18 protein-coding genes are annotated in these 25,752 nt (G+C 71.7%); 10 read left to right on the top strand and 8 right to left on the bottom strand.

The annotated features are described in order from the left end of the window. The first annotated feature begins 30 nt into the window (after positions 1 to 30). The 3 genes from glgX to treZ all read left to right on the top strand — a co-directional run bounded on the left by glgX (position 31) and on the right by treZ (position 7,271). Positions 31 to 2,310, top strand: a complete 2,280-nt coding sequence (gene glgX, locus FRANCCI3_RS06760; protein ID WP_023840937.1) for a glycogen debranching protein GlgX — start codon at positions 31 to 33, stop codon at positions 2,308 to 2,310. Then, a complete protein-coding gene (treY, locus tag FRANCCI3_RS06755; protein ID WP_011435792.1) occupies positions 2,300 to 4,795 on the top strand; it encodes a malto-oligosyltrehalose synthase in 2,496 nt (831 codons plus the stop codon). The genes glgX and treY overlap by 11 nt, the downstream gene beginning before the upstream one ends. 694 nt (positions 4,796 to 5,489) lie before the next feature. Further along, positions 5,490 to 7,271, top strand: coding sequence for a malto-oligosyltrehalose trehalohydrolase (treZ, locus tag FRANCCI3_RS06745; protein WP_011435790.1), 1,782 nt, complete (start codon positions 5,490 to 5,492; stop codon positions 7,269 to 7,271). A 341-nt stretch (positions 7,272 to 7,612) separates the two neighbouring features. On the opposite strand, the gene zapE is transcribed toward treZ, so the two are convergent. Further along, a complete protein-coding gene (gene zapE / locus FRANCCI3_RS06740) occupies positions 7,613 to 8,785 on the bottom strand; it encodes a cell division protein ZapE (protein WP_011435789.1) in 1,173 nt (390 codons plus the stop codon). 178 nt (positions 8,786 to 8,963) lie between these two features. Here zapE and FRANCCI3_RS06735 point away from each other — a divergent pair, with 178 nt between their 5' ends. The 3 genes from FRANCCI3_RS06735 to FRANCCI3_RS06725 all read left to right on the top strand — a co-directional run bounded on the left by FRANCCI3_RS06735 (position 8,964) and on the right by FRANCCI3_RS06725 (position 12,516). Beyond that, positions 8,964 to 9,845, top strand: coding sequence for a pyrimidine reductase family protein (locus tag FRANCCI3_RS06735; RefSeq protein WP_049760862.1), 882 nt, complete (start codon positions 8,964 to 8,966; stop codon positions 9,843 to 9,845). A 158-nt stretch (positions 9,846 to 10,003) separates the two neighbouring features. Continuing rightward, on the top strand, positions 10,004 to 10,285 hold the full coding sequence (locus FRANCCI3_RS06730; protein ID WP_011435787.1) for a hypothetical protein: 282 nt from the start codon (positions 10,004 to 10,006) through the stop codon (positions 10,283 to 10,285). Between the two features lie 5 nt (positions 10,286 to 10,290). Beyond that, entirely contained in the window at positions 10,291 to 12,516 is a 2,226-nt protein-coding gene (locus FRANCCI3_RS06725; protein ID WP_011435786.1) for a hypothetical protein, read from the top strand. A gap of 31 nt (positions 12,517 to 12,547) precedes the next feature. Here the strand turns inward: FRANCCI3_RS06725 and FRANCCI3_RS06720 are convergent, their stop codons facing one another. From FRANCCI3_RS06720 to FRANCCI3_RS06710, 3 genes are all read right to left on the bottom strand, one after another. Next, the gene (locus FRANCCI3_RS06720; protein WP_011435785.1) at positions 12,548 to 13,792 is read right to left on the bottom strand and encodes a sulfate adenylyltransferase subunit 1; all 1,245 of its coding nucleotides are present in this window, start codon (positions 13,790 to 13,792) and stop codon (positions 12,548 to 12,550) included. After that, positions 13,792 to 14,697 (bottom strand): sulfate adenylyltransferase subunit CysD, encoded by a 906-nt coding sequence (gene cysD / locus FRANCCI3_RS06715; RefSeq protein WP_023840933.1) that lies wholly within the window; start codon positions 14,695 to 14,697, stop codon positions 13,792 to 13,794. Before cysD ends, FRANCCI3_RS06720 begins: the two co-directional genes overlap by 1 nt. Before the next feature lie 196 nt (positions 14,698 to 14,893). Beyond that, positions 14,894 to 15,706 (bottom strand): 3'(2'),5'-bisphosphate nucleotidase CysQ, encoded by an 813-nt coding sequence (locus tag FRANCCI3_RS06710; protein WP_011435783.1) that lies wholly within the window; start codon positions 15,704 to 15,706, stop codon positions 14,894 to 14,896. Positions 15,707 to 15,741: 35 nt separating this feature from the next. Between FRANCCI3_RS06710 and cysC the strand changes: the two genes are divergently transcribed. Continuing rightward, complete coding sequence (cysC, locus tag FRANCCI3_RS06705) at positions 15,742 to 17,628, top strand: adenylyl-sulfate kinase (RefSeq protein ID WP_035958213.1); 1,887 nt, start codon at positions 15,742 to 15,744, stop codon at positions 17,626 to 17,628. A 13-nt stretch (positions 17,629 to 17,641) separates the two neighbouring features. On the opposite strand, the gene FRANCCI3_RS06700 is transcribed toward cysC, so the two are convergent. The 4 genes from FRANCCI3_RS06700 to hemE form a co-directional block, all read right to left on the bottom strand. Next, positions 17,642 to 19,303 carry a sugar transferase gene (locus FRANCCI3_RS06700; RefSeq protein ID WP_011435781.1) on the bottom strand — a complete coding sequence of 554 codons (1,662 nt, stop codon included), beginning with the start codon at positions 19,301 to 19,303 and terminating at the stop codon, positions 17,642 to 17,644. Positions 19,304 to 20,229: 926 nt separating this feature from the next. Beyond that, a complete protein-coding gene (hemQ, locus tag FRANCCI3_RS06695) occupies positions 20,230 to 20,925 on the bottom strand; it encodes a hydrogen peroxide-dependent heme synthase (RefSeq protein ID WP_011435779.1) in 696 nt (231 codons plus the stop codon). A gap of 51 nt (positions 20,926 to 20,976) precedes the next feature. Continuing rightward, a complete protein-coding gene (gene hemG / locus FRANCCI3_RS06690) occupies positions 20,977 to 22,392 on the bottom strand; it encodes a protoporphyrinogen oxidase (protein ID WP_011435778.1) in 1,416 nt (471 codons plus the stop codon). A gap of 101 nt (positions 22,393 to 22,493) precedes the next feature. Beyond that, positions 22,494 to 23,603, bottom strand: coding sequence for a uroporphyrinogen decarboxylase (gene hemE / locus FRANCCI3_RS06685; protein WP_011435777.1), 1,110 nt, complete (start codon positions 23,601 to 23,603; stop codon positions 22,494 to 22,496). A 302-nt stretch (positions 23,604 to 23,905) separates the two neighbouring features. Here hemE and FRANCCI3_RS06680 point away from each other — a divergent pair, with 302 nt between their 5' ends. The 3 genes from FRANCCI3_RS06680 (at position 23,906) to FRANCCI3_RS06670 (ending at position 25,707) form a co-directional block, all read left to right on the top strand. After that, positions 23,906 to 24,376 carry a DUF3817 domain-containing protein gene (locus FRANCCI3_RS06680; protein ID WP_011435776.1) on the top strand — a complete coding sequence of 157 codons (471 nt, stop codon included), beginning with the start codon at positions 23,906 to 23,908 and terminating at the stop codon, positions 24,374 to 24,376. A gap of 288 nt (positions 24,377 to 24,664) precedes the next feature. Continuing rightward, positions 24,665 to 24,916: a hypothetical protein gene (locus FRANCCI3_RS06675; RefSeq protein WP_023841679.1), complete on the top strand. Its 252-nt coding sequence runs from the start codon at positions 24,665 to 24,667 to the stop codon at positions 24,914 to 24,916. Positions 24,917 to 25,053: 137 nt separating this feature from the next. Then, a complete protein-coding gene (locus tag FRANCCI3_RS06670) occupies positions 25,054 to 25,707 on the top strand; it encodes a DUF3000 domain-containing protein (protein WP_011435775.1) in 654 nt (217 codons plus the stop codon). Positions 25,708 to 25,752: the final 45 nt, after the last annotated feature.

The raw sequence follows: 25,752 nt of genomic DNA, 5'->3' as shown, positions 1-25,752 counted from the left end.
AATACCGTTCGGCCCGTAGGCTTCGGTCGTATGTCACAGGTATGGCCCGGCAGCCCCTATCCCCTGGGCGCCACATACGACGGATCGGGCACAAATTTCGCGATCTTCTCCGAGGTCGCCGACCGGGTCCAGCTGTGCCTGTTCGACGACGCGGGCAACGAGGAGCGGATCGACCTGCGGGAACGGGACGCCTTCGTCTGGCACGCCTACCTTCCCACCGTGGGACCGGGCCAGCGCTACGGCTATCGGGTCCACGGGTCCTACGACCCCGCCCGAGGGCTGCGCTGCAACTCCACCAAGCTCCTCCTCGACCCGTACGCGAAGGCGGTCGACGGGGAGGTCGCCTGGGACCAGGCGGTGTTCCCCTACACCTTCGGCGACCCCGACAGCGTCAACGACGCCGACTCCGGCCCCCACATGATGAAGTCGGTGGTAATCAGCCCGTTCTTCGACTGGAACGGGGACCGCCCGCCACGCCGGCCCTACAACGAGTCGGTGATCTACGAGGCGCATGTCCGGGGGCTGACCAAGAACCATCCCGGCCTGCCGGAGGAGTACCGCGGGACCTACGCGGGAGTCGCCCACCCGGTGATGATCGACCACTATCGCAAGCTCGGCGTGACCGCGATCGAGCTGCTGCCGGTGCACCAGTTCGTCCATGACGAGCATCTGGTCAGCCGCGGGCTGCGCAACTACTGGGGCTACAACTCCATCGCGTTCCTGGCGCCGCACAGCGGCTACTCCGCCTCCGGCGGCCACGGCCGCCAGGTGCAGGAGTTCAAGGGAATGGTCAAGAACCTGCACGAGGCCGGAATCGAGGTGATCCTCGACGTCGTCTACAACCACACCGCCGAGGGCAACCACATGGGTCCGATGCTGTGCTTCCGCGGCATCGACAACAGCGCCTACTACCGGCTCGTGGACAACCGTCCCCAGTACTACATGGACTACACGGGCACCGGCAACAGCCTGCGGGTACGACACCCGCACGTGCTACAACTGATCATGGACTCGCTGCGTTACTGGGTCACCGACATGCACGTGGACGGGTTCCGGTTCGATCTCGCGGCGACCCTGGCCCGGGAGTTCTACGACGTCGACCGGCTGTCATCGTTCTTCGACCTCGTCCAGCAGGATCCGGTGGTCTCCCAGGTCAAGCTGATCGCGGAACCGTGGGACCTCGGCGAGGGCGGTTACCAGGTGGGGAACTTCCCCCCGCTGTGGACCGAGTGGAACGGTAAATACCGCGACACCGTCCGCGGCTTCTGGCGCGGGCAGGACCACGGGATCGCCGAGTTCGCCTCCCGGCTGACCGGATCGAGCGACCTGTACGAGAACAGCGGGCGCCGGCCGTGGGCATCGATCAACTTCATCACCGCGCACGACGGGTTCACCCTGCACGACCTGGTCTCCTACAACGAAAAACACAACGAAGCCAACGGCGAGGACAATCGGGATGGCTCCGACGACAACCGGTCGTGGAACTGCGGAGTCGAAGGGCCCACCGACGACCCGACCGTCCTGTCCCTGCGCGCCGCGCAGACCCGTAACCTGCTGACGACGCTGTTGCTGTCCCAGGGGGTGCCGATGCTGGTCGCCGGAGACGAGATGGGACGCACCCAGCAGGGCAACAACAACGCGTACTGCCAGGACAACCCGATCTCCTGGCTGGACTGGTCCGACGCCGAGCGCAACGCCGACCTGATCGAGTTCACCGGCATGCTGTCAAGGCTGCGCCATGATCATCCGATCTTCCGCCGCCGCCGGTTCTTCCAGGGCAAGTCGCTGCGCGGGCAGGGCGGCACGACGCACGGCGCGGCCGAGGCGGTCACCGGCGGGCAGGCGGGCGGCCAGGACGCGGACGGCAGTGGCGGGCGCTCCGGCGACGACCCCGCCGTCAAGGACGACCCCGCCGTCAAGGACATCGCCTGGCTCCGCCCGGACGGCACGGAGATGTCCGACAGCGACTGGGAGTCCGGGACGGCGCGATCACTCGGCGTCTACCTCAACGGTGAGGGGATACCGGACCCCGACGCGCTGGGCCAGGCCATCATCGACGACTCGTTCCTGCTGTTCTTCAATGCCCACCATGAACCGGTCGGGTTCCAGGCGCCGGCGACCAGTTTCGGCAGTTCGTGGGAGATCGTCGTCGACACCCGGGCGTCGACGGCCGAGGTCGACGCCCGGCTCAGCGACACCGCGCTGCTCCACTCGGCCCTCGATCCCGCGAGCATGGGAAGGGCCGTGAAGGCCGGCGATCCCATCGAACTCGACGCCCGCTCGACCGTCGTGCTGCGCCGTGTCAGCTGACCCGACGCACCCCGACGGGGGGTACGGCGCCGACCGGGTGGTACCGACCGCCACCTACCGGCTCCAGCTCAACCTGGACTTCTCCCTCACCGATGCGGCGGTCGTCGTCCCCTACCTGGCCACGCTCGGCGTCTCCCACCTGTACCTCTCGCCCGTGCTGGAGGCCGCGCCCGGCTCGACCCACGGCTACGACGTCGTCGAGCACGGGCAGATCAATCCCGAGCTGGGGGGAGCCGGCGGGCTGCGCCGGCTCGTCGCCGCGTGCCGCAAGGCGGGACTCGGCCTGATCGTCGACGTCGTCCCCAACCACATGGCGATCGCCCCGGAAACGACGAACGCGGCCTGGTGGTCGGTGCTGCGCGAGGGACCCGAATCCCCCTACGCCAGCTGGTTCGACATCGACTGGGCCTCCCCCGACAACCCCGGCCGGGTGTTGGTGCCGATCCTGGGCGCCGGGCTCGCCGACTGCCTGGCGGCCGGGGAGATCTCCGTCGAACAGGACGAGGACGGCGACTGGGTCGTCGTCTACTACGACCACGTGCTGCCCGTCGCCGCGGGCACCGCCAACCCCGACGACGTCGCCGCGACCCTCGACGCGCAGTTCTACCGGCTGTGCTGGTGGCGGGTCGCCGCGACCGAGCTGAACTACCGGCGGTTCTTCGATATCACGACCCTGGCGGCGCTGCGCCAGGAGGACCCGGACGTGTTCGCCGCCACGCACCGGATTCTCATCGAACAGGTCCGCGCGGGGACCTTCGACGGGCTGCGCATCGACCATCCGGATGGGCTCGCGGACCCGGAAGATTACCTGCGCCGGCTGTCGGAGGCCACCGGCGGGGTGTGGACCGTCGTCGAGAAGATCCTGGAGGATGACGAGGCGCTGCCGGACACCTGGGCCTGCGACGGCACCACCGGCTACGAGGGGATCGGCCGGCTGACCCGGCTGTTTCTCGACCCGATGGCGGGTCATCCCCTCGCGGTGCTCTACGGCGAGATCACCCGTGCGGACCCCGACTACGAGGCCGAGGCGCGGGCCGCCAAGCTCGACGTCCTCGCGGGCGTGCTCCAGCCCGAGGTGGACCGGCTGACAAGCCTCGCGCTCGGGGAGGCCAGGGAGGCCCGGGCCGACCTCACCCGAACCGGTCTGCACGAAGCGATGTGCGAGATCCTCGCCGCCTTCGACGTCTACCGGGCCTACATCCGCCCAGACGGCACGCCGAGCCTGGAGGCCCGCGGGCACGTGGTCCGCGCCTGCGAGCAGGCCCGGTCCCACCTGCCGGGGCGGGCGACCGAGGTCGATCTCATCGAGGACCTGGCGCTGGGCGGGCCGGCCGAGTTCGTCGTCCGGTTCCAGCAGACCTGTGGGCCGGTGATGGCCAAGGGCATCGAGGACACCGCCTTCTACCGGTATGCCCGGCTGCTGGCACTGAACGAGGTCGGCGGCAACCCCGGCCGCTTCCCGGCGTTCACGACCGGGCACCCACGCAGCGCCGTCACCGAGTTCCACGAGGCGAACCTGTCGGTCCAGCGAAACTGGCCACTGACGATGACCACCCTGTCCACGCATGACACCAAGCGGTCGGAGGATGTGCGGGCCCGGCTCGCGGTGCTGTCTGAGGACCCCCGCGGCTGGGCCGAGGTGGCCGGCCGGCTCGCGCGGCTCGGGGAACGCCACCGCGACACCGAGCAGGGCTGGCCCGACCGGGTCACCGTCTACTTCCTGCTGCAGACCCTGGTCGGCGCCTGGCCGCTGCCCGCCGACCGGGCCACGCAGTACATGCTCAAGGCCGTCCGGGAAGCGAAGACCCACACGAGCTGGACCGACCAGGACCCCGGCTACGAGGCGGCCCTGACGAACTACATCGAGTCAGTGCTGGAGGACGACGAGTTCGTCGGCATCCTGGAGCGGTACGTCGCCACGCTGGTGGAGCTGGGCCGGCAGAACTCGCTGGCCCAGAAGCTGCTCCAGCTGACCATGCCGGGGGTGGCGGACGTGTACCAGGGCCAGGAGCTGTGGGATCTCTCCCTCGTCGATCCGGACAACCGGCGGGCGGTCAACTACGGTGACCGCACCAAGCTGCTCGCCGAGATCGGTGTGGAGTCGACCGCCGAGACCGGTGCGCCGCGGCGCCCGCCGACCCTCGACGACTCCGGCGCGGCGAAGCTGCTCGTCGTCGCCCGGGCGCTACGGACCCGCCGCGACCATCCCGAATGGTTCGGGGCGGACGCGATCTACCGGCCGCTGTGGGCCTCCGGCTCGGCCGCGGAGAACGTCGTCGCCTTCAGCCGGTCCGAGTCCGTCGTCACCGTGGTGCCCCGGCTTGTCCTCGGCCTGCGCCGCGGCGGCGGTTGGCGGGACACCACCATCCCCCTGCCCGAGGGACGCTGGACGGACGTGCTCACCGGCCGCAAGCACGACGGCGGCACCGCCTATGTGCTCCGGCTGCTACGCGACTTCCCGGTGAGCCTGCTCGTCCGCGCGTAGCACGCGGCAGGCCGGCCCCGGCCAACATCTGGTGGCCCGCGGCCGGGCTGGCAGGGGCGGCTCACGGCTGGGTCGCCTGCCTCTCACCGACCCTGAGCCAGACCGTTCAGCCGCCCGTGCGTTCCACCGCGCGTGCGGCAAGGTCCCGGCAGCCGCAAGATGGTCCCTAGGTCATGGCAAGACCCTGGTCCCAGGCTCCTGGCAAATGACATCGCGCACCGGCTCACGCCCGTCATGTTGCAATCCCTCGTAGGGATCATGAGGACCTGGTGGTGGCCCACCCGCCGGTTCGTCATGGTCATGTTGCAATCCCTCGTAGGGATCATGAGGACCTGGTGGTGGCCCACCCGCCGGTTCGTCATGATCATGTTGCAATCCCTCGTAGGGATCATGAGGACCCGAAAATCAACGCGCAGGTGGGACGGCGTGTCGTAGGCCCGGCGGAGGGGCGGGAGTGCAGCGAACCTCCGGTCGAACATCACGACAGCAAAATCATGGCATAACGGTGCCATACGATCAAGATGTGGAGGCATCGCGCGGCGGCTGCCCTCCCCTCCGGGGACTACCTCGCTGCCATCTCGGTGCCATCCGGCTCGGCATGCCGGGCAGCCGGGCGCCTTCGGCCGGGGACCGATGTCGTCACCATTGTCGCCGTCACGGCGTGTCCGACGGCTCTGGCAGGTAGACAAGACCGATGAGCACCCTGCGGCTGTGGGCCCCTGAGGCGAAGACGGTCAGCCTGGTCGTGGCGGGCTCCGCCGGCGACTCGACGCACGAGATGACCGCCGGGAAACGGGGGTGGTGGTGGGTCAACGTCCCGTCCGCGAAGCATGGCACGGACTACGCCTTCCTGCTCGACGACGGCAGCGAGGAGCTGCCCGACCCCCGATCGGCCTGGCAGCCGGGGCCGCTGGGGGTTCACGGCCGGTCGCGGCTGGTTGACCACTCGACCTTCCCCTGGACCGACGGGACCTGGCGGGGCATCGCGCTGGCCGGCAGCGTGCTCTACGAGCTGCACGTCGGGACGTTCACCCCGGAGGGCACCTTCGACGCGGCCATCGGCAAGCTCGACCATCTCGTCGAGCTCGGCATCGACGCCATCGAACTGCTGCCGGTCAACGCCTTCCCGGGCCGGCACGGCTGGGGTTACGACGGCGTCGGTCTGTTCGCGGTGCACGAGCCCTACGGCGGCCCGGACGGGCTCAAGCGCTTCGTCGACGCCGCGCACGCTCGCGGCCTCGGCGTGATCATGGACGTCGTCTACAACCATCTCGGTCCGGACGGCAACTACCTCGGCCGCTTCGGGCCCTACTTCACCGACCGCTACAGCACTCCGTGGGGCCCCGCGGTCAACCTCGACGCCCCCGGCTCCGACGAGGTCCGCACGTTCATCATCGACAGCGCCCTGTCCTGGCTGCGCGACTACCACTGCGACGGGCTGCGTCTCGACGCCGTCCACGCCTTTCAGGACAGCCGGGCACTGCACCTGCTGGAGGAGATCGCCGAGGCGGTCCACCGGCTCGGCGCCCAGCTGCGCCGCCCGCTGTTCGCCGTCGCCGAGTCGGACCTCAACGACCCGAAACTGGTCGCCGCACCCGAGGCCGGCGGGTACGGCCTGGACGGGCAGTGGTGCGACGACATCCATCACGCGCTGTGGGCAACCCTGTCCGGCGAACGGCAGGGGTACTACGGGGACTTCGGTTCGATCTCGACCCTCGCCCACGCGCTGACCAGTGGGTTCGTCCACGACGGCGGCTACTCGACGTTCCGCGGGCGCTCCCACGGCCGGCCGATCCCCCCGACCACGCCCGCCTACCGGTTCGTCACCTTCCTGCAGAACCACGACCAGATCGGCAACCGGGCCGCCGGCGACCGGGCGTCAGCCACGCTCAGCGACGGCCTGCTCCGGATCGGTGCGGCCCTGCTGCTCACCTCGGCGGTCACCCCGATGCTGTTCATGGGCGAGGAGTGGGGTGCCCGCACCCCCTGGCAGTACTTCACCGACCACACCGCCCCCGGGCTGGGGGACGCGGTGCGGGAGGGTCGGCGCGCCGAGTTCGCCGCCCACGGCTGGGAGCCGCAGGACGTTCCCGATCCCCAGGACCCGGCGACCTTCCAGCAGTCGAAACTCGACTGGTCCGAACCAGGCCGGGAGGGTCACTCCGACCTGCTGGACTGGCACCGCCGGCTGATCGCGCTGCGTCGCCGGCTGCCGGCGCTGACCGACCCGGCGTGGTCCTCGGTCGCGTGCACCTTCGACGAGGAGGCCCGCTGGCTGGTGGTCCGTCGCGGCGACGTGGCGATCGTCGTGAACCTGGCCGCCGAACGGCAGGCCGTCCCCCTCGACGGCGTCCCGTTCGACGCCCCGGCCGCATCCGCCCACGGGTTCACCTACATGCCGGGACGGGTGGAACTCGACGGCGAGTCGGTCGTGATCATCCGCCTGCTCCCCCCGGTCGAGCCGACCGCTGGCTGACCTGTCCGCGCACCAGCCCTCAGCGCACCAGCCCTCAGCGCACCAGCCGTCAGCGCACCAGCCGTCAGCGCACCAGCCGTCAGCGCCGGGTGTGGTCCCTGGACAGCACGAAATAGAGTCCGCCCAGCACCGCCAGCCCCACCAACAACACCATGACGAGCAGCACGACGTAGGTTCCCATGCACCCATGGTCGCAGGCCTCGGCACAACCGCCAGCGGGTCGTCCACGCCCGGAACGGCGAACAGATACTCCGGCCGGTCCGGCGTCCGGACCGCAGGCTCCGACACCCCACTCGGGTGCGTCAGCCGCACGTTCGGGCCGCCGCACCCGGCCGGGTGCGTCAGCCGGGCAGCATCCCGGCGACGCGGCCCGCGGTGTCGTTCCCCGCCGCGGCGTCCCGAGCCAGCGCGCTCAGCCGGGACATGGCCCGCTGGTACTTCTTGCGATGCGGCCCGGCGAGCAGCTCCGCTCCGAACAGCTCCCCGAAGGGCACGCCGGAGGCCACGACCGGGATCGACCGGTCGTAGAGCCGGTCGGCGAGGACCACCACCCGCAACGCCACCGCCTGATCCTCGACCGGCACGACCCGGTGCAGGCAGACCAGGGTGACCCCGGCCACGAGCGCGCCGTACCGGGAGGGGTGCAGCCCGGCGAGGTGCTCGCACAGCGCGGCGAATCCGTCCTCGGTCGCCCCCTCCACGGCAGCCGCCCGCGCGCCGACCTCGTCGTCGGTACACGGCGGGGGCGCGGCCGGAAGACCCCGGTGCCGATAGTCCTCCCCGTCCACCCGGAGGATGTCGAAGCTGGCCGCCAGACCCTGGATCTCACGGCGGAAGTCGGCGGCGGCGAACCGACCGGCACCGAGGTCCTCCGGCTGGGTGTTGCTCGTCGCGGCCAGGTGGACACCGGCCTCGACGAGCCGAGTCAGCAGGCTGGACACCAGCACCGTGTCGCCGGGATCGTCGAGCTCGAACTCGTCGATCGCGACCAGGCGCAGGCCCGCGAGGGCCCGCGCGGTCGCGGCGAATCCCAACGCGCCGACCAGGGAGGTCAGTTCTACGAACGTGCCATACGCCTTCGGACCGGGCACGGCGTGCCACAGCGAGGCGAGCAGGTGGGTCTTACCGACGCCGAAGCCGCCGTCGAGGTACACCCCCGGCCGCATTCCGGACGGACCGGCGCTTCCGGAACGGCGCGGGCCCGATCCGAACGGACCCGACACCCCCGTCCCCCGGGTCAGGAGCCCGCACAGGCCGCCCTTCCCAGAATGGCCCGCATACCTGGAACGGCTGGAACGGCTGGAACGATCTGAACGGCTGGACCGCCCGGACGAGGCGGTCAACCGGTCGGCGAACGCGGACAGCGCCATGACCGCGGCGGCCTGGCTCGGCTCGGCCGGATCGGGCAGGTAGCCGGCGAACCGGACCGCGTCGAACCGGGGCGGCGGGACGAGCGCCGCGACCAGGTCCCCGGGCGGCACAATCGGCCGGCGATCGACGAGACGCTGCGCCACCCGCCCAGCGTACGGAGACGCCCGTACCCGCCGTCCCGGCCCGCGGTATCGCGGCCGACGTCACAACGACCGCGATACCACAACGGTTGATCGGCCCCGGGCCGGCCATGGGCTCGCCGCCGACCTGGGTTCGCCGCCGATCGGATGACCAGCACCGTCGCCCGTTACAGTCGGCCCGGTGCGACGTATCTTCCCGGTTCCACCCCCGTTCGCCGGTTCCGCGGGGGCCGCCGGGGCGGTGGCCCCCGGAAAGGCCGCGGCGACCACAGACGCCGCAGCGACCACAGACTCCACGGCCGCGGCGGGCGCCGGGCTCGCGAGGAAGGCCATCGAGGACATCGAGGCCGTCGAGGACATCGAGGACATCGATCTCGACGAGGTGTACGCCTACCCCCCGTCCGCCGCGCATACCCCCTACATCCGGGCAAACTTCGTGGCCTCGGTCGATGGGGCCGCCGAGGTGGGCGGCCGCTCGGGCCCCCTGGGCGGGGAAGCCGACCTGCGGGTCTTCCGGTTGCTGCGCTGGCTCAGCGACGTGGTGCTGGTCGGTGCCGGCACTGCCCGGACGGAGAACTACGGGCCGGTGGTCATCCCGCCCGAACGGAGGGAGCGGCGCGTCGCCGCGGGGCTCGCGGCGGTGCCCCCGATCGCGGTCGTGACCGCGACGGCGGGCTTCGACCCGGGTGCCCGGCTGTTCCGCGGGGAGATCCGACCGGTGCTACTGACCTGCGAGACCGCGCCCCTCGATCGGCGCCGGCGGCTGGCGGCGGTCGCCGACATCGCGATCTGCGGCGGCAGCGCCGTTGAACCCGACCTCGCCGTCCGGGCCCTGGCGGAACGGGGAATGACCCGCATCCTCACCGAGGGCGGTCCGCTGCTGCACTCCCAGCTCGCCGCGGCGGGTCTCCTCGACGAGCTGTGCCTGACGATCGCCCCGGTACTGGCCGGACCGGGCCGACTCGGGATCATGAAAGGCGAGCCGTGGCCGGCACCGGCCGCGCTCACCCTGACCCAGATCCTCGCCGAGGACGACGTCCTGTTCCTGCGTTACCGGCGCTGAACCGGCGTTACCGGCGCTGAACCGGCACCGGCGTCATCCACAGGCGGCCGAACCGGCACCGGCGTCATCCACAGTCGCGTCGCCGCGCGGGCGCGGGCGGGCGGGCCGCTGTTAGCGTCGCCACCGGTAAACCTGATCACGATCTGGGTGGTGTGCGCATGACGGTGCCCGAGGGACGTCGCGCGACGGTGGCCGTCGCCCTGACCCAAGCCCGGCGTGCCCGGCTGGACGTAGCCGCCGCGCTGGAGCGGATCTCGGCGGTCGGTGCCGAGGCCTGGGAGGGTCGTCAGGCCGAGGTCTGGCAACGCCGGATGCGGCGGCTCGCGGCGGAGGCGGCCATGGCCCTCGATCGGTGCGTGCAGGCCTGCGAGACAGCGTTGCAGGTCCGCGAGACAGCGTTCGCCCCGGCGGGCCCCGGCGGGCCGCGGAAGGTCGGCTGACGCGCATGCCCGGACCAAGCGACCGGGTGCTCGTCGACCCCGACCGGATGCGTGTGCTGGTGTCCAGCGTGGCCGAGGCCGGGGATCTGCTGCGCTCCTGGTCCCGCTCCCTCGTCGCGGCGTTGACGGATGCCGGGTTGCCGCCCACCCCGGCGGAACGGCTCGGCGCGCTGGAGGACGAAGTCAAGGCCGAGGTCACCATGCTGCGGCGCCGGCTGCGTCTCGCCGAGGGTGTCGACGACGGGATCGGCATCACGATCAGGCCGACATCCGCCCCGCTTCGGCGGCCGGTGCACCGCGAGGCGCCGGGCATTCCTGGTACCTCCGAGGCGCCCCGCGCCTCCGAGCAGGCCGTGGCCGCCGGACGGGCGTTGGCGCACTCGCTGCGGGGGGACGAGCCGGACCGGCACGGATCAGGCCGGCACGGAACGGGCCGGGGCGGAACGGGCCGGGGCGGAACGGGCGGAAACGCCTCAGGCATGGTCACCCCGCGTGACGCGCTGACCGTGCTGCGGTCCCGGATGAACGATCCGGACTTCGTCCTGGGCTTTCACGACGCGCTGGGACCCGACGGGCTCGCGCGGCTGCTCTACCGGGTGGAGGGACTGTCGCGGGGGCCGATGGTCCACCGTCCACCCGAACCGCTCGGCTTCGACCGGCGGGAGGCCGAACGGATCCTCGGCGCCACCCTGGCCTCCTACAGCCACCGGCGAACTCTCGACGCCGCCTGGCTCGGTCGGTTCAACACCGCCGGGAGGACCGACACGGCCGAGACGGTCCTACTGACCCCCCTGCTCGCCTCGGCCCGCCTCGACAGTGCGCTGCTAGACCGGCTGGGCCGGATGGCCTTCGGACCGGGTGACCGACCGGGTAACGGACCAGGTGACGCCGCGGTCGCCCCGTCGGCGCCGCACGACGTCGGCCTGCTCGCCCCCGCCGCGGCCGGGCCCACGAGCCGGGGCCGACCGACCGTCACCGACTACCAGGGGGTGCTGCTGGACGCCATCGCCGCGACCCCGGCGCTGGCCGCCCGGTTCGCGGCGGACCACATCGACACCATCCTGCGCGGCGCGGCCGTGCTCGCCCTTCCGCTGCCGGTGGATCTCGCGACGGCCCGATCCCTGGAAGATGCCTGGATCCGGCTGGTGGCCGCGGCGGGAAGCCAGGAGAGCCGCCGTGCCGATCCGCGGGCCTCGGCCTCGTTCGTCTCCCGGCTGGCCGGGGCCGTCCAGGCGACCGGTGACCGGCCATTGCTCCTCCGGCTGCGGGCGGCCCTCGTCCCGGCGCTACGGACCTATCGGGACGAGCTCTACGACGCCGTCACCGCCGTGGTCCCCGGTCCCACGGTGGACCCGCAGGCCGGGGCCGCGGCGGCGCAGTCCGCCCTGGTCGAGCTGATCCCGCTCGAGGCGTGGGAGTCGCTGTTGCGGGAGTGCCTGCGCGGCGGGGCGCTGGCCGGTCTGCTCGCCCAGGATGTCACGACCTACGGTCTTCGTCTCGACGACCAGGTGGCCGCCTCGGTCCAGGGCTGGAAAACGGCCCCCGGCGGGTATTCGTCGAGCCCCCTGGCATTGGGCTACCTGCGGGTCGAACGCGCGCAGGCGTTCTTCGCCGGCGCCCTCGCCGATGCGACCGAGGCGGTGCTGCGCGAGCATGCCGACGCGGTCGGCGCCCACCGCCGGCAGCAGGCGGTGCTGCTCGACGTGCTCGGGGAGGTGGGCAAGTCCATCGATCCGACGAACCCACCGGGCACCTTCGTCCATCTGGGCGTCGGGGTCACCGTGGAGATGATCGAGGCCTGGATCCGGGCCCGTTACAGCGACCTGCCGACCACCCGCCCCGCCCAGGTCGTCGCGGACCTGCGAGACGCCTCCCGGGTCCTGCCCGGCTGGGCGGCGGCCTACGAGACCAGCGCCCGCCGGCTCTGGGCCCGCCGGGATCGTGACCCGCTCCGGCCGATCGCGGTGGCCCCCGCCGGCGGGCCGTGCCGCGTCTACACCGGCGATCCGAGGGCCGACGGGTTCATCACCTCGCCGGCGGAGAACTTCCTCGACGCCTCGGGGAATCCGCGTCCGTCCGCGCGGATGACGCCGACCCAGCGGCGTGCCTATGCCGCCTGGCTCGCGAGCCCGGCGATGGTCGCGAACAACGACCGCATCTCGTTCCTCGACGGCCGGGCCGGCAGCCGGGGATCCTCCCTGCCACCGGACTGGGGGCGGCGGCCGGGCTGACCCGGCCCCCGGCTCTCCCCGTCGCCACCGGCTAGATGATCATCCCGGCGCCGAGAGTGGTCCCGGTCGACTCGTCGATGAGCAGCACGCTGCCGGTGTTCCGGTTGCGGCGGTACAGGTCGTAGCACAGCGGGGACGTCGTCCGCAGGGCGATCCGGCCGATGTCGTTCAGACCCAGCGTCTCGACGGTCTCGTCGCGGTGCAGGGTGTCGATGTCGACGCGGTAGCAGATGTCGGTGACCATCGCCCGTACCGAACGGGTGGTGTGCTTGATCCCGATCCGGGCCCGGCGGCGCAGCGGGGCGTCGACCATCCAGGAGACCATCAGGTTGAGTTCCTGGCCGACGGTCGGCTGGTTCATCGGCCGGGCGATCATGTCGCCCCGGGAGACGTCCAGATCGTCCTCGAGCCGGATGGTCACCGACATCGGCGGGAAGGCCTCGTCAACCGGGCCGTCGAACGTGTCGATGCCGACGATCCGCGTGGTCAGCCCGGAGGGCAGGACGACGACCTCGTCGCCGGGCTTGAGCACCCCGCCGGCGACCTGACCGGCGTACCCGCGGTAGTCGTGCAGGTCGTCGTTCCGCGGCCGGACCACCCACTGCACCGGGAAGCGCACATCGATGAGGTTGCGGTCGGAGGCGATGTGGAGCTCCTCCAGGTGGTGCAGCAGCGAGCTGCCCCCGTACCAGGGAGTGCTCGGCGACCGGGAGACCACGTTGTCCCCGCCCAGCGCGGAGATCGGGATCGTCGTGACGTCGACGATCTCCAGTTTCGCCGCGAAGTGCCGGAACTCCTCCTTGATCTTCTCGAAGACGTCCCGATCGAAGTCGACGAGGTCCATCTTGTTCACACAGAGCACCAGATGGGGCACGCGCAGCAAGGACGTCAGGAAGGCGTGCCGGCGGGTCTGCTCGACGACCCCCTTGCGCGCGTCGACGAGCAGCAGCGCGAGGTCGGCGGTGGACGCGCCGGTGACCATGTTGCGGGTGTACTGCACGTGCCCGGGGGTGTCAGCGAGGATGAACGACCGCCGGGGCGTGGCGAAGTAACGGTACGCGACGTCGATCGTGATGCCCTGCTCCCGCTCGGCCCGCAGACCATCGGTGAGCAGCGCGAGGTCGACGTAGCCGTCGCCGCGCTCCCGACTGGTCCGCTCGACCGCGGCGAGCTGGTCGGAGAACAGCGACTTCGTGTCGTAGAGGAGCCGCCCGATCAGGGTCGACTTCCCGTCGTCGACGGACCCCGCCGTCGCGACCCGCAGCAACTCGGCCATCAGAAGTACCCCTCCCGCTTACGGTCCTCCATCGCCGCCTCGCTGACCCGGTCGTCAGCCCGGGTCGCGCCGCGTTCGGTGAGCCGGGTGGTGGCCACCTCGGCGATGACCTCCTCGACGGTCGCCGCGGTTGACTCGACCGCTCCGGTGCAGGTGATGTCGCCCACCGTGCGATAGCGCACCTGCCGGGGCGCCGCCGTCTCACCGGCCAGGGGGCGGGTCAGCGGCGTGACCGCCAGCAGCATGCCGTCACGCTCGAACACGTCCCGGCGATGCGCGTAGTAGATGGAGGGGATCTCCAGCCGTTCCTGGGCGATGTACCGCCAGATGTCGAGCTCGGTCCAGTTCGACAGCGGGAACACCCGGATGTGCTCACCGGGGCGGTGCCGGCCGTTGTAGAGCGACCACAGCTCGGGGCGCTGGTTCTTGGGGTCCCACTGGCCGAACTCGTCCCGGAAGGAGTAAACTCGCTCTTTGGCCCGCGCCTTCTCCTCGTCCCGGCGCGCGCCGCCGAACACCGCGTCGAACTTGTTGTCGGCGATGGCGTCGAGCAGCACCGGTGTCTGTAGCTGGTTACGCGAGGCTCCCGGACGGGTGTCTTCGGTGAGCACGCCCTCGTCAATGGCGGCCTGGACGGAACCGACCACCAGGCGGGCGGCGAGCTCCGCCGCCCGCCTGTCCCGAAACTCGAGGACCTCGTCGAAGTTGTGCCCGGTGTCGATGTGCAGCAGGGGGAACGGCAGCTTCGCGGGCCAGAAGGCCTTCTGCGCGACCCGGAGCATGACGATCGAGTCCTTCCCGCCGCTGAACAGCAGGGCGGGACGCTCGAACTCCGCGGCCACCTCGCGGAAGATGTGGACGGCCTCGGCCTCAAGCATCTGCAGCTGGGTGAGCTCGTAACCCATCACCGGCACGCGAAACCCCCCGTCGAGGCGATGTGTCCCACCAAAGTAGCGGACACGGCGGCCCTGCCGGCGGTTTCGGCGGCATTACGCCCCTCACGGTGGACCCACATCCACGACCGACGCCATCCAGAACAACCATGGATCGACAATCGCCACCCTCCGCGGCCGCTCCGAGCGCACTCCGCAGGCACGCGCCTCAACCGCCGGAGCCCCCCGCGGCGCCGATCGCCCGGAGAACCTCCGATGCCCAGCTCGCAGCACAGATGACCAGGTCGGGCAACAGCGGGTCGGGCTGGTTGTACCGCAGCGGCGAGCCGTCCAGCCGGCTGGTGTGCAGCCCCGCCGACCGCGCGACCGCCACCGGGGCGGCGGAGTCCCACTCGTACTGGCCGCCGGCGTGCAGGTAGATCTCGGCTTCCCCGCGGATGACGGCGCCGGCCTTCGCACCGGCCGAACCCATCGGGACGATGGTGGCGCCCAGTGCCTCCGCGACCTCCGTGACCAGCTGTGGGGCCCGGGTCCGGCTGACCACGATCCGTGGCGGACGCGCCCCGGCCAGCCGCGGCGGCAGCCCGCCCGCGCTGGACAGCGTCAACCCGAGCGCCGGCAGCGCCACCGCGCCCGAGACGAGCTCGCCGGCCTGCCAGAGCGCGACATGCACCGCCCAGTCCGACCTGCCGGGTTCGGCGAACTCGCGGGTGCCGTCCAGGGGGTCGACGATCCAGACCCGCTCCGCGGACAGCCGCGCGACGTCGTCAACGCCCTCCTCGGACAGCACAGCGTCCCGCGGGCGGTGCCGCGCCAACGCCCGGGTCAGGAGCTGATGCGAACGCGCGTCCCCGGCGTCACGCAGGGTCGCGGGTTCGGCGAACCCGACCTCCTCCCTGATCCGCAACAGCAGTTTGCCGGCGTCCGTGGCCAACCGTCGGGCCAGGACGTCGTCATCGAGTTCGTCGGTCGCGATGTCGACCGGCACGGTGGACGGCGGGCGGGTGTCATCGGTGTTCATTGGGATGGAGTCTGTCACCAGCTACCGTCGCAAGTGTGAGTACCACCTCCCATCCCGCCCCCGATCCTGATCACCACCCCAGGTCCGGTGCCAACGGTGCCGCCGGTGTGACCGGCGGATCTGGCAAGTCCGGCGGGTCCGGACCAACCCCCGTCCTGGCGACGCCGGCCCGGGGCGCGGAGCTGACGGCCGCGTCGGTCGCCTGGCCGTCGCTGACCCTGCGCCCGACCCAGCTCGCCGAGCTGGAACTGCTGCTGCTCGGTGCCTTCGGGTCGGAACCCGGTTATCCCGAGGACCCCGAGATCAACGGCGTGCCGGTGCCGACCCTCGTCGTCGGCGCGGCCGAGGCCGAGGCACTGACACCGAGTTCCACGGCGGCCCTGCGGGACACCGAGGGAGTGATGATCGCGGCGCTGCACCTCCGAACGACCATTCCCCTGCCGGACCAGCCGGGGGGGCCGGACGGACCCCGGGTCCGGCTAGTCGGCACGGTCGAGGGCATCCGGCTGCCCCACCACCCCGATCATCCCGGCCTGCGGCTCACCCCGGCCCAGGTCCGGGCCGAGCTGCTCGCCCGAGGCTGGATCAGCCTCGAGGCGGGTTCCGGCGCGTGCTGGGCGGTGTGGGCGGACGGCCTGCTCCACACGGCGGACGTGGGCCGGATCCGGGCGCTGACCCGGCAGGGCAAACGGTGTGTCGTCCTCGCCCCGGTGGGTGGCGCCGATCCCGCGGACGCCGAGCATCACCTGCGGGTCCGTTGCCTGCTCGCCGCTCTCAAGGCGGTTGACGCCCCGTTGCGGGCCGCCGAGGCGACGCTCTCCTCGGAGGCGCTCGCCGCCGACGCGATCAGCCCGCCGGGTGTTGCCGGCCGGCGGTCGGAACCGCCGCCAGACCCCTACCGGCGGCCGAAAGCCGGCGAGGCGGGAACGCCGGAGCACCGCAGCCTGCTGGTCCTCGTTCCGGTCATCCCGTCGGAGGCGCTGGCCACCCCCCGCGAACCGGGCATGAGCGCGACGGTCCTGAAAACATCCGCGAAACCGAGCGACGCGGCGGCAGGGGTACCGGGCCCGGCCACGGCCGTGACGCCCGCCCCCCCAGCGCCGACGGACCTGGCGGACATCGCGTGGGCGGCGGCGGGCGCGGCCTGGACAGGCGTGGAGACGGCGGCGAGCTCCGCCGACGAACTGGCGAAACTCGCCGCCCAGCGGGCGCATCTGGCCAGCTTCTACGGCCTGACCGGCAGCCTCATCGGGCCGGCGATCGGGGCACCCGGGCGGATGGAGCTGGCCTCGCTGCTCGACGCTGGCAACCCGATACCGGCCGAACTGACCCCGCCGACGGTGGCCGCGGAGCTCTCCCGCGCCATCCCACCACGTTCGAAGCGGGGCCTGACCGTGTTTCTCACCGGGCTGTCCGGCTCCGGGAAGTCGACGCTGGCCGGCCTGCTCGTCTGTCGACTGCTGGAATACGGCGGACGCCGGCTCACTTTGCTCGACGGGGACGTCGTGCGGACCCACCTGTCCCAGGGACTGGGATTCTCCCGCGCCGACCGCGATATCAACGTCCGACGGATCGGCTTCGTCGCGGCCCAGGTCGCGGGAGCCGGAGGCACCGCGGTGTGCGCGCCGATCGCGCCGTACGCCGACGTGCGCGCCCAGGTCCGGGGGATGGTCCGGGCCGCAGGCGGCGGATTCGTGCTGGTACACGTGTCCACACCGCTGGAGGTGTGCGAGGCGCGGGACCGCAAGGGGCTCTATGCCAAGGCGCGCGCAGGCGTCCTGCCCGCCTTCACCGGCGTGTCCGATCCGTACGAGACGCCGACCGACGCCGACGTCACGGTGAACACCGCGGAGCTCTCCGCCGAGGACGCCGTGGACCGGATCATCGACCACCTACGCCACGCCGGCTGGCTGACTAGCTGATCATGCGGGCCCCCTAATACGCCCCCTCGCGACGCAGCACGGCGAACACGGTGCGCCAGAGGATGACGAAGTCCATCGCCAGTGACCAGTTCTCGACGTAGCGCAGGTCGAGACGGACCGACTCGTCCCATTCGAGGTCCGACCGGCCGCTGATCTGCCACAGGCCGGTCAGCCCCGGCTTCACCATCAGCCGGCGGTGCACGTCGTCCTCGTAGCGGGCGACCTCCGACGGCAGCGGCGGACGCGGCCCCACCAGCGACATCGTGCCGCCCAGCACGTTGAACAACTGCGGCAGCTCGTCGAGCGACCACTTGCGCAGGAACTTCCCGACCTTGGTGATCCGCGGGTCGTCACGCATCTTGAACAGCAGCCCCTCGGCCCGCTCGTTGCGCGACTCCAGCTCCGCCTTGCGCGCCTCCGCGTCGACGTACATCGACCGGAACTTGTACATCGTGAAGTGCTCACCACCCCGCCCCACCCGGATCTGCTTGAACAACGCCGGGCCGCGGCTGGTCAGGCGCACCGCGAGCCCGAGACCGAGCAGCAGCGGGGAGAACAGCAGGATGATCGTTCCGGCCACGCACCGGTCGAAGACCATCTTCATCACCCGACGGGTACCGGTGAGCTCCGGCTCCTCGATGTGCAGCAGCGGCAGCCCGGCCACCGGACGAATCGAGATCCGCGGCCCGGTCACGTCGGTCAGCGCCGAGGAGACCAGCACGTCGACGTCGCTGCCCTCCAGCGTCCACAGCACCCGGCGCAACGTCTCGCCGTCCATCTGCGGACTGATGGCAACCGTGGTGGCGTACGTCGCCCGGATGGCCGTGTGCAGGGTTTCCGAGGTGCCGACGATCGGCACCCCGAGCAGGTCGAACCCACTGCGTTCCGGGGAGTCGTGACTGTGCCGGCCGGGCGAGCGGTCGAGCACGACACCGACGACCGCCCAACCCGACGTCGGATCCCGCTGGGCCAGCCGGACCAGGGTGGCAGCCGACTCCCCGGCCCCGACCACGAGCACCCGGTGCAGGCAGCGGCCCGCCCGGCGCATCCGGTGTAGGAGGCCGCGGCCGACGACCCGACCCACCATGGAGAACAGGGTCGCGGCCGGGAAGGCGATCAGCACGTAACTACGGGCGATCTCCGCCTTCGTCGCGTACGAGGCGATGGCCACCGCCGCGGTGAACCGGGCCGCCGTGTTGACCACCCGCCGGAACTCCTCCGACCCGCCACCGAGGAACCGGCTCTCGTAGGCCCGGTTCAGGGACATCGCCAGCACCCAGGCGAGCGGCAGCAGAACCGTCATGAGGATGTACGGCTTGGAGGACACCGGCTGGGTGCCGAAGTCGACCAGGTCGCCGAATCGCACGAAATACGCGAGCCCCGCTGCCACCACGCAGGCGGCCGCGTCGAACAGGACAAGCAGCCGGACGTAACGCCGTTCCCAGGTCACCTGAGCGCGGTAGCCGCCCGTCTCGACGGCGGCCGGGCTCACCCTCCCCGCGCTGTGCCGCCCGCCGGGCCCGGTGGCCGTGCGGCTCGGCGGTGCGCCGGCGGGCCGGCCGGCCGTTCCCGCCGGCGCGTCCGGCGGGAACGGCATCCCCTGCCCGCCGCGGGTGCGCGGAACGAAGTTCGACCCAGCGGTCGCGCGCGTGCCGCCGGACACCGTCTCCGTCACTCGTGGTCCCCCCCAGCACCGCGACGGTGCGCGTTGACGACACCGACCGGACCCGGCCGAATGGACTGGCCCAGTGGCGCCGGCACGTGCCCGAGCCCGAACGAGGATCCGAGCGGGCCCGGAGGTGTCATCGTCCTCCCCGTTCGGCGGCCCGCGGCACCCCTCGCTCAGACAGCCACGAATTCATCCCTCGGTGGTACATCGACCGGACCTCCAGCGATCTTCCCCCCGCCACTGACTGTGGGCCATCCCGAACGACGAGCCGAACGCACGCATCATCCAGGTCCCGCTGGAGTGTGTCGGCACACACCGGAGCGAACTGGAGTACCGGACGCCGACACGGGTGGCGCTCCGTGGTCACGGGGGCAACGTTACCGGCTGCGCCAAGACGATTTACCAGCGGCCCGGCCAGGCGATGGCGGCGTGGCGCCCCGACCGCCGACCGTGGCGATGGCGTGATCCGTGCGTTTATGGCGACTCACAGTAACAGAGATGCGGTCGTCGGGCAGCGACCGCCATGACGAACCTTCCGAGTCGACGAACCTTCCAAGTCCGCCCACCGATGCGGACATGACGGACACCATCGACCCACGGACGCCTGACGCATACACTGCGCACACAAACAGCGGCGATAATGCTACTCTGCGTTATGGATCGCGGGTCTCGACTCGGGATCCGTCGGCTGCCCGCCCCCGCGGGCGCCGGGGGGTGGGGCTGTGCGATCCGGCGCGCCCCGTGCGACGTCGCCGACGTGATATCGCCGGGGTGATGTCCCCGGGATTGATGTCACCTGGAGTGATGCCGCCCGGGTGAGGCCGGTGAGCACAGTCACGGGACGGTCGGCGCCTGCCGGACGGGTGGGGGCGCCCAGGCAGGCGCCGGCTGCCGTCCCGGTCCTCCGCCGGTCTACCCGGCAGCCAGCCGCCTCAGGGCAGGGCGGTGACGACGTCCGCCAGCGGCTTGCGGGCACCGGTGTAGAACGGCGTCTCCAGCCTGGTGTGCCGTCGCGCCGCGCTGGCCCGAAGGTGCCGGATGCAGTCGACGATCCGGTGCAGCTCATCCGCCTCGAAGGCGAGCAGCCACTCGTAGTCGCCCAGTCCGAACGAAGCCACCGTGTTGGCCCGGACGTCCTCGTACTCCCGGCCCATGATCCCGTGCTCGGCTAGCATCCCGCGCCGTTCATAGTCCGGCAGCAGGTACCACTCCAGCGAGCGGTTGAACGGGTAGACGCAGAGATAACCGCGGGGGTCCTCCCGCCGGACGAAGGCGGGGATGTGGTTCTGGTTGAACTCCGCCGGCCGGTGCAGGCCGACCGCCGACCACACCGGACGCAGGTGCCCGCCCAGGGCCGTCCGCCGGAACCGCTGGTAGGTCTCCTGCAGCAGGTCCGGGTCCGGGCTCGTCCACCAGACCATCAGGTCCGCATCGGCCCGGTAGCCCGAGATCTCGTAGACACCGCGGGTGTAGACGTCCTTGGCCAGCGCCCCGTCGAGCAGGGCGGTCGCCTCGTCGATCAGCGGGGTCCGCTCGGCGGGTAGCGGACGGTCGGCCGCGAAGACCGACCATCCCGTGTAGAGCAGCTCCGCGTTGAGTTCGCGGGCCGATTTCGTAGACTCCGACATTCCCAGCCTCCTTCACCGGCGGCCGGACGCGGTCCGGGCCGGTGCACGTGATCAGATTCCCGGGCCCACCGGATCGGCCGGACTGCCCTGCGCCGTCCGGGTAGCCCTCAGCACCGCGTGCGCGGCGGTCTCCCCCGACCGGATGCAGGCCGGGATGCCTACACCGTCGTATCCCGCGCCGGCGAGGGCGATCCCCGCTGGAAGCCCCCGGCGCACCGCGGCGATCCGGTTGAGATGACCCGGCAGGTACTGCGGGAGCGCCCCGCCCCAGCGACTCACCCGGGTCGCTACCGGCCGACCGGACAGGCCGGTGATCTGCGCGATCTCCGCCGCCGCCACCCCGGCGAGCTCCACATCCCCGCGCTGCAGGTCCTGTTCGGCACCGGCGCGGCCGATGCTCGCCCGCACCACCGTGAGCCGGTCGGAGCCCAGGTGCGGCCACTTGGCGGACAGGAAGGTGGCCGCCTTCACCGCGGTGCCCGCCCGGGCGGGCACGAGGAATCCGCTGCCGGGTGGCGGCGCGGCGTCCCGGTAGACCAGCGTCACCAGGCCGACCGAGGCGTAGGGCACGCCGGCAAGCGGGGCGGAGGCATGCGGGGCCAGCGGCGCCAGCAGGGCGCGGGCCACCCCGGCAGGCACCGCGAGGATCACGGCGTCGGCCTGGAACGGCCCGAGGGCGTCCGCGCCGCCCACCCGGTCACAGTTGACCTGCCAGCCGCCCGCGGTCTTCGCGATCGAGCGGACGAGCACCCCGGTGCGCACGGTGGCGCCGGACTGCGCCGCCACTCGCGCCGCGAAGGAGCCCAGCCCCCCCCGAAGCGTGGCGAACAGCGGCGCCGTCGAGGTCGTCGTCGCGGGTCCGGTACGGGCCCGCACCCGGTGCGCGCCGAGGAGCAGCGAGCGGTCCTCGGCGAAGATGGGGACGAGCTGGGGCACGGTCGCCCGCAGCGACAGCGCGTCGGCCCGGCCCGCATACACCCCCCCGAGCAGCGGATCCACCAGCAGGTCGACGACTTCGCGCCCGACCCGCGTGCCGACGTAGCGACCGACGGTCGGATCGTCGGCGAAACGCGTCCGCGGCAGCACCAGGTCGGCGGCGGCCCGCACCAGCCCCCACGGGGACAGCACCCGCGAGCGGAGCAGGCCGAGGACGTCGGTCGGCACTCCGAGCAGGGTGTTCGGGGGGATGGGATGCAGCCGGCCGCGGATCCACAGTGAGGCTGACGTCGTGGCCGGATGCACGATCTCGTGCCCGAGCCCGATCTGCCGGGCCAGGCGGAGTCCGTCGGGAACCCGGGCGAGGAAGGACTCCGCGCCCTCTTCGACGTCCAGACCCTCGATCGGGGTGGTACGCAGCTTGCCACCGACCCGGTCCGCCGCATCGAGGACGGTCACTTCGGCGTGCCCGGCCAAGGCGCGGGCGGCCGAGAGCCCGGCGATACCCCCACCGACGATCACAACCCGCACGTTCCTGCCGCCCTTCACGTTGAGTGGTGCCGCCCGCCAGCTTTCACCATCGGGCCGGTGCCAGTGAACCGGCCCGATGAAGGCGGATCATCCGCCGTGGATCATCCGCCGTGGACAAGGTCGGCGACGTGCGCGAGCACGCCCGGATCGGTCTGCGGCAGCACCCCGTGGCCGAGGTTGAACACGTGCCCCTCTGCCTCGGCCCCGCGGGCGCAGACGTCGCGCACCTTGGCGGCGAGCACCGGTTCGGGGGCGAAGACCGCGGTCGGGTCGAGGTTTCCCTGCACGGCATGACCGGGCCCGATCCGCCGGGCGGCCTCGTCGAGAGGGACCCGCCAGTCGACGCCGACGACGTCCGCACCCGCCTGGCCCATCGCGGCGAGCAGCTCACCGGTGTTCACACCGAAGTGGATGCGCGGCACCTCACCGGCGAAGGCCGCCAGCACCCGAGCGCTGTGCGGCGCGACGTAGCGACGGTAGTCCGCCTCGTCCAGCGCCCCGGCCCAGGAGTCGAACAGCTGCAGCGCGTCAACACCGGCATCCACCTGGACGCGCAGGAAGGCGGTGGTGATGTCGGCGAGCCGGGCCAGCAGGGCGTGCCAGAGCTTCGGTTCGCTGTACATCAACGCCTTGGTGCGGGCGTGGTCGCGACTCGGTCCGCCCTCGATGAGGTAGCTCGCGAGGGTGAACGGCGCCCCGGCGAACCCGATCAGCGGGGTTGAACCCAGCTCGGCCAGCAGGAACCGGACCGCGTCGGCCACGTAGGGAACGTCGTCCGGCTCCAGTGCACGCAACGCGGCGAGCCCGACGGCGTCCCGCACGGGCTCGGCCACCACCGGTCCGATCCCGGCGACGATGTCGATGTCGAGGCCGATCGCGACCAGGGGCACCACGATGTCGGAGAAGAAGATCGCCGCGTCCGGCCGGAACCGGCGTACCGGCTGGAGCGTGATCTCCGTGATCATCTCGGCGTCCCGGCAGGAGTCGAGCATGGCGACTCCCGCGCGCAGGGCCCGGTACTCGGGCAGGACCCGCCCGGCCTGACGCATGAACCACACCGGCGTGGTCCCGGGGTGCTCCCGTCGACAGGCACGCAGGAAGGGCGCGGTGTCGGCCAGGCCGGGCCGCCGGGCGAGCGCTGCACCGCTCGGCGGGGGCGAGACGCCACCCGGCCCGGATCCGGGTCGCGCGTCAACGTGGAGGACAGGCATGGGTCGATCGTTGCACGCCTGTGGGAGGTGTGGGAGGACGGCCGTAGCGGGATGGGCCACCACACGGGCCTGACGGCTCCCAGCGGCGAGGACCGGGGAGTACGAACCGGAACGTTGCACATCCGCTATCTTCTACTCTGAGTAGAAGAACTTCCAGGTTCAGCCGGTGTCGGGCGCTCCCGCCCGTCGAGGCGGCGCTCGGCGGACGGGGACGAACGATCGAGCGGACGTGACGAATCCCGCGGTCGCCGTGGCACGGCCACGGCGCGTCCCGGGTCCCGGAGCGCCAAGGCGCCCGAACAGTGGAACACCTCAGTGTCATCTGCTACGCCGTCTGCTACTACACCGTCTGCTACTACACCGTCTGCTACGACGCCATCTGCTACGACGAGGAGTCACCGATGACCGGTCGTGCCCCGAGCGGCGCCTTCCAGCCCCTTGCCCTGGCCCGCGTCGTCTCGCTCGCCGAGGCGTCGTCCTTCCTTCTGCTGCTCGTCGCGACCGCGATCAAATACGGTGCCGGCTACCCGATCGGCGTGCGGATCCTCGGCCCGATCCACGGCGTGCTCTTCCTCACCTATTGCGCCCTCATCGGCTACCTCTCGATGGTCGGGCGCTGGCGCCGTAAGCGGACCGTACTCGCGCTGATCGCCGCGGTGCTGCCTGTCGCCCCGTTCTTCGTCGAGCGGCACTGGCTGCGCGGCGACGCCGTCCGGCTGGGCAACGCGGAGCCGGCACGCCCCACCTCGAAGCCGGCCGGCCAGGCGGGCTGAGCCTGGGGCCGGCCCGACCCCACCGGCCCACAGACCGGGCGATCCGCCCCGCACCGCCCCGAGACGGGCTCACGCGACACGCCGGAGAGAATGCACGGACATCCGCTCGTCCCGTGGCACCGTCAGTCCGGTCGGAATTGGGGTAGAGGGTGCGCGTCATCCCGCGTTCCTCTCCCTCCGGCCGTGGCGAATGGCGCGCGATCCGTGGTTATGCGCCCACCACGATCCAACGGGACGCATCACGGGCAGACGTGCGCGGGGAGTGGTGGTCGAGTGGAACAGGTCCGGATGAGCGCCGAGGATCACATCGTTCTCGTCTGCATCGCATGCCGCGACGAGCGCATCTTCGAGCAACCTCCGTGCTCCGACGGGCACGGTGACGACTGCCCGGAGTGGGCCTGCACCTCCTGTGGCACCGCGGTGCTGGTCGGGCCGGCCCCCGCGGAGCGGCCGACGACCCGGCCGAGGCCCGTGCGCGAGACCCCCGCAGTCCGAGATCTCCGCGGCCGCGATCGTGCCGCCGCGCGGATCCCGGCGTGAGCCTGCACAGTTCCGCCCCTCAGCCGGGGTACTCCGGACACCGGCTCACCGGTTCCCGCCCGCACGCAACGGGACCGAACCCGTACGCTCCGGCGTCTGGCCAGCATGATCACGACCGACGTCCTACCGTTGCCGTCATGGGGGTCGCGCAGTCATCCGAGGCGAGCCCTCCGATCTTCCTCGCGGTCACCGACGCCCTGCGCGCGGGGATCGCGCGGCTACGCCCGGAGGTGGCGGTGCACGAGGTGGCGGCACCCACCCGGGTCGCGCCGTTCTCCTTCGCTCTGGCCGGCGGGCTGACCGGGGACGAGGCCGACACCGCGGCCGGCCGGCTCATCCTGCTCATGGATCCCCAGGGACAGCCGGCCTGGCAGGGCACGGCCCGCATCGTCTGCTACGCCCGCGCGAGCATCGACCGGGAGATCGCCGGCGATCCCCTGCTCGCCGAGGTCGCCTGGTCGTGGCTGCGGGAATCATTGGAGGCGCACGGCGCGGGCGTGCGCGCCCTGGGCGGCACGGTCACGGCCACCGCGTCACAACGCTTCGGTGTGCTCGCGGCCGACGGGGACAGTTTCGACGTGGAGCTGCGCTGCTCCTGGTCACCCGACTGGGCGGAGACCGCCCTCGCATCCGACCGCGGCCCCGCGGGGCCGGACACGCAGGGCCGGCTGCCTTGGAGCGCCTCGGCGACGGTCGCCCACCTGCTCGCGTTCGGGGACCTGCTCGCGGCCATGGCCGGGCTTCCCCCACAACTGTCCGGAGTCATCACGCTACCAACTCGCCGGAGTTGACCGCGTCACACCGGCCCGCCGGACGGACAGCACCGCACCACCCAC

Source organism: Frankia casuarinae, assembly GCF_000013345.1.
In the GTDB taxonomy this organism is placed as follows: Bacteria; Actinomycetota; Actinomycetes; order Frankiales; family Frankiaceae; genus Frankia; species Frankia casuarinae.
Note: the sequence above shows the minus strand (reverse complement) of the source record. Positions and strands in the feature narration are given on the sequence as shown.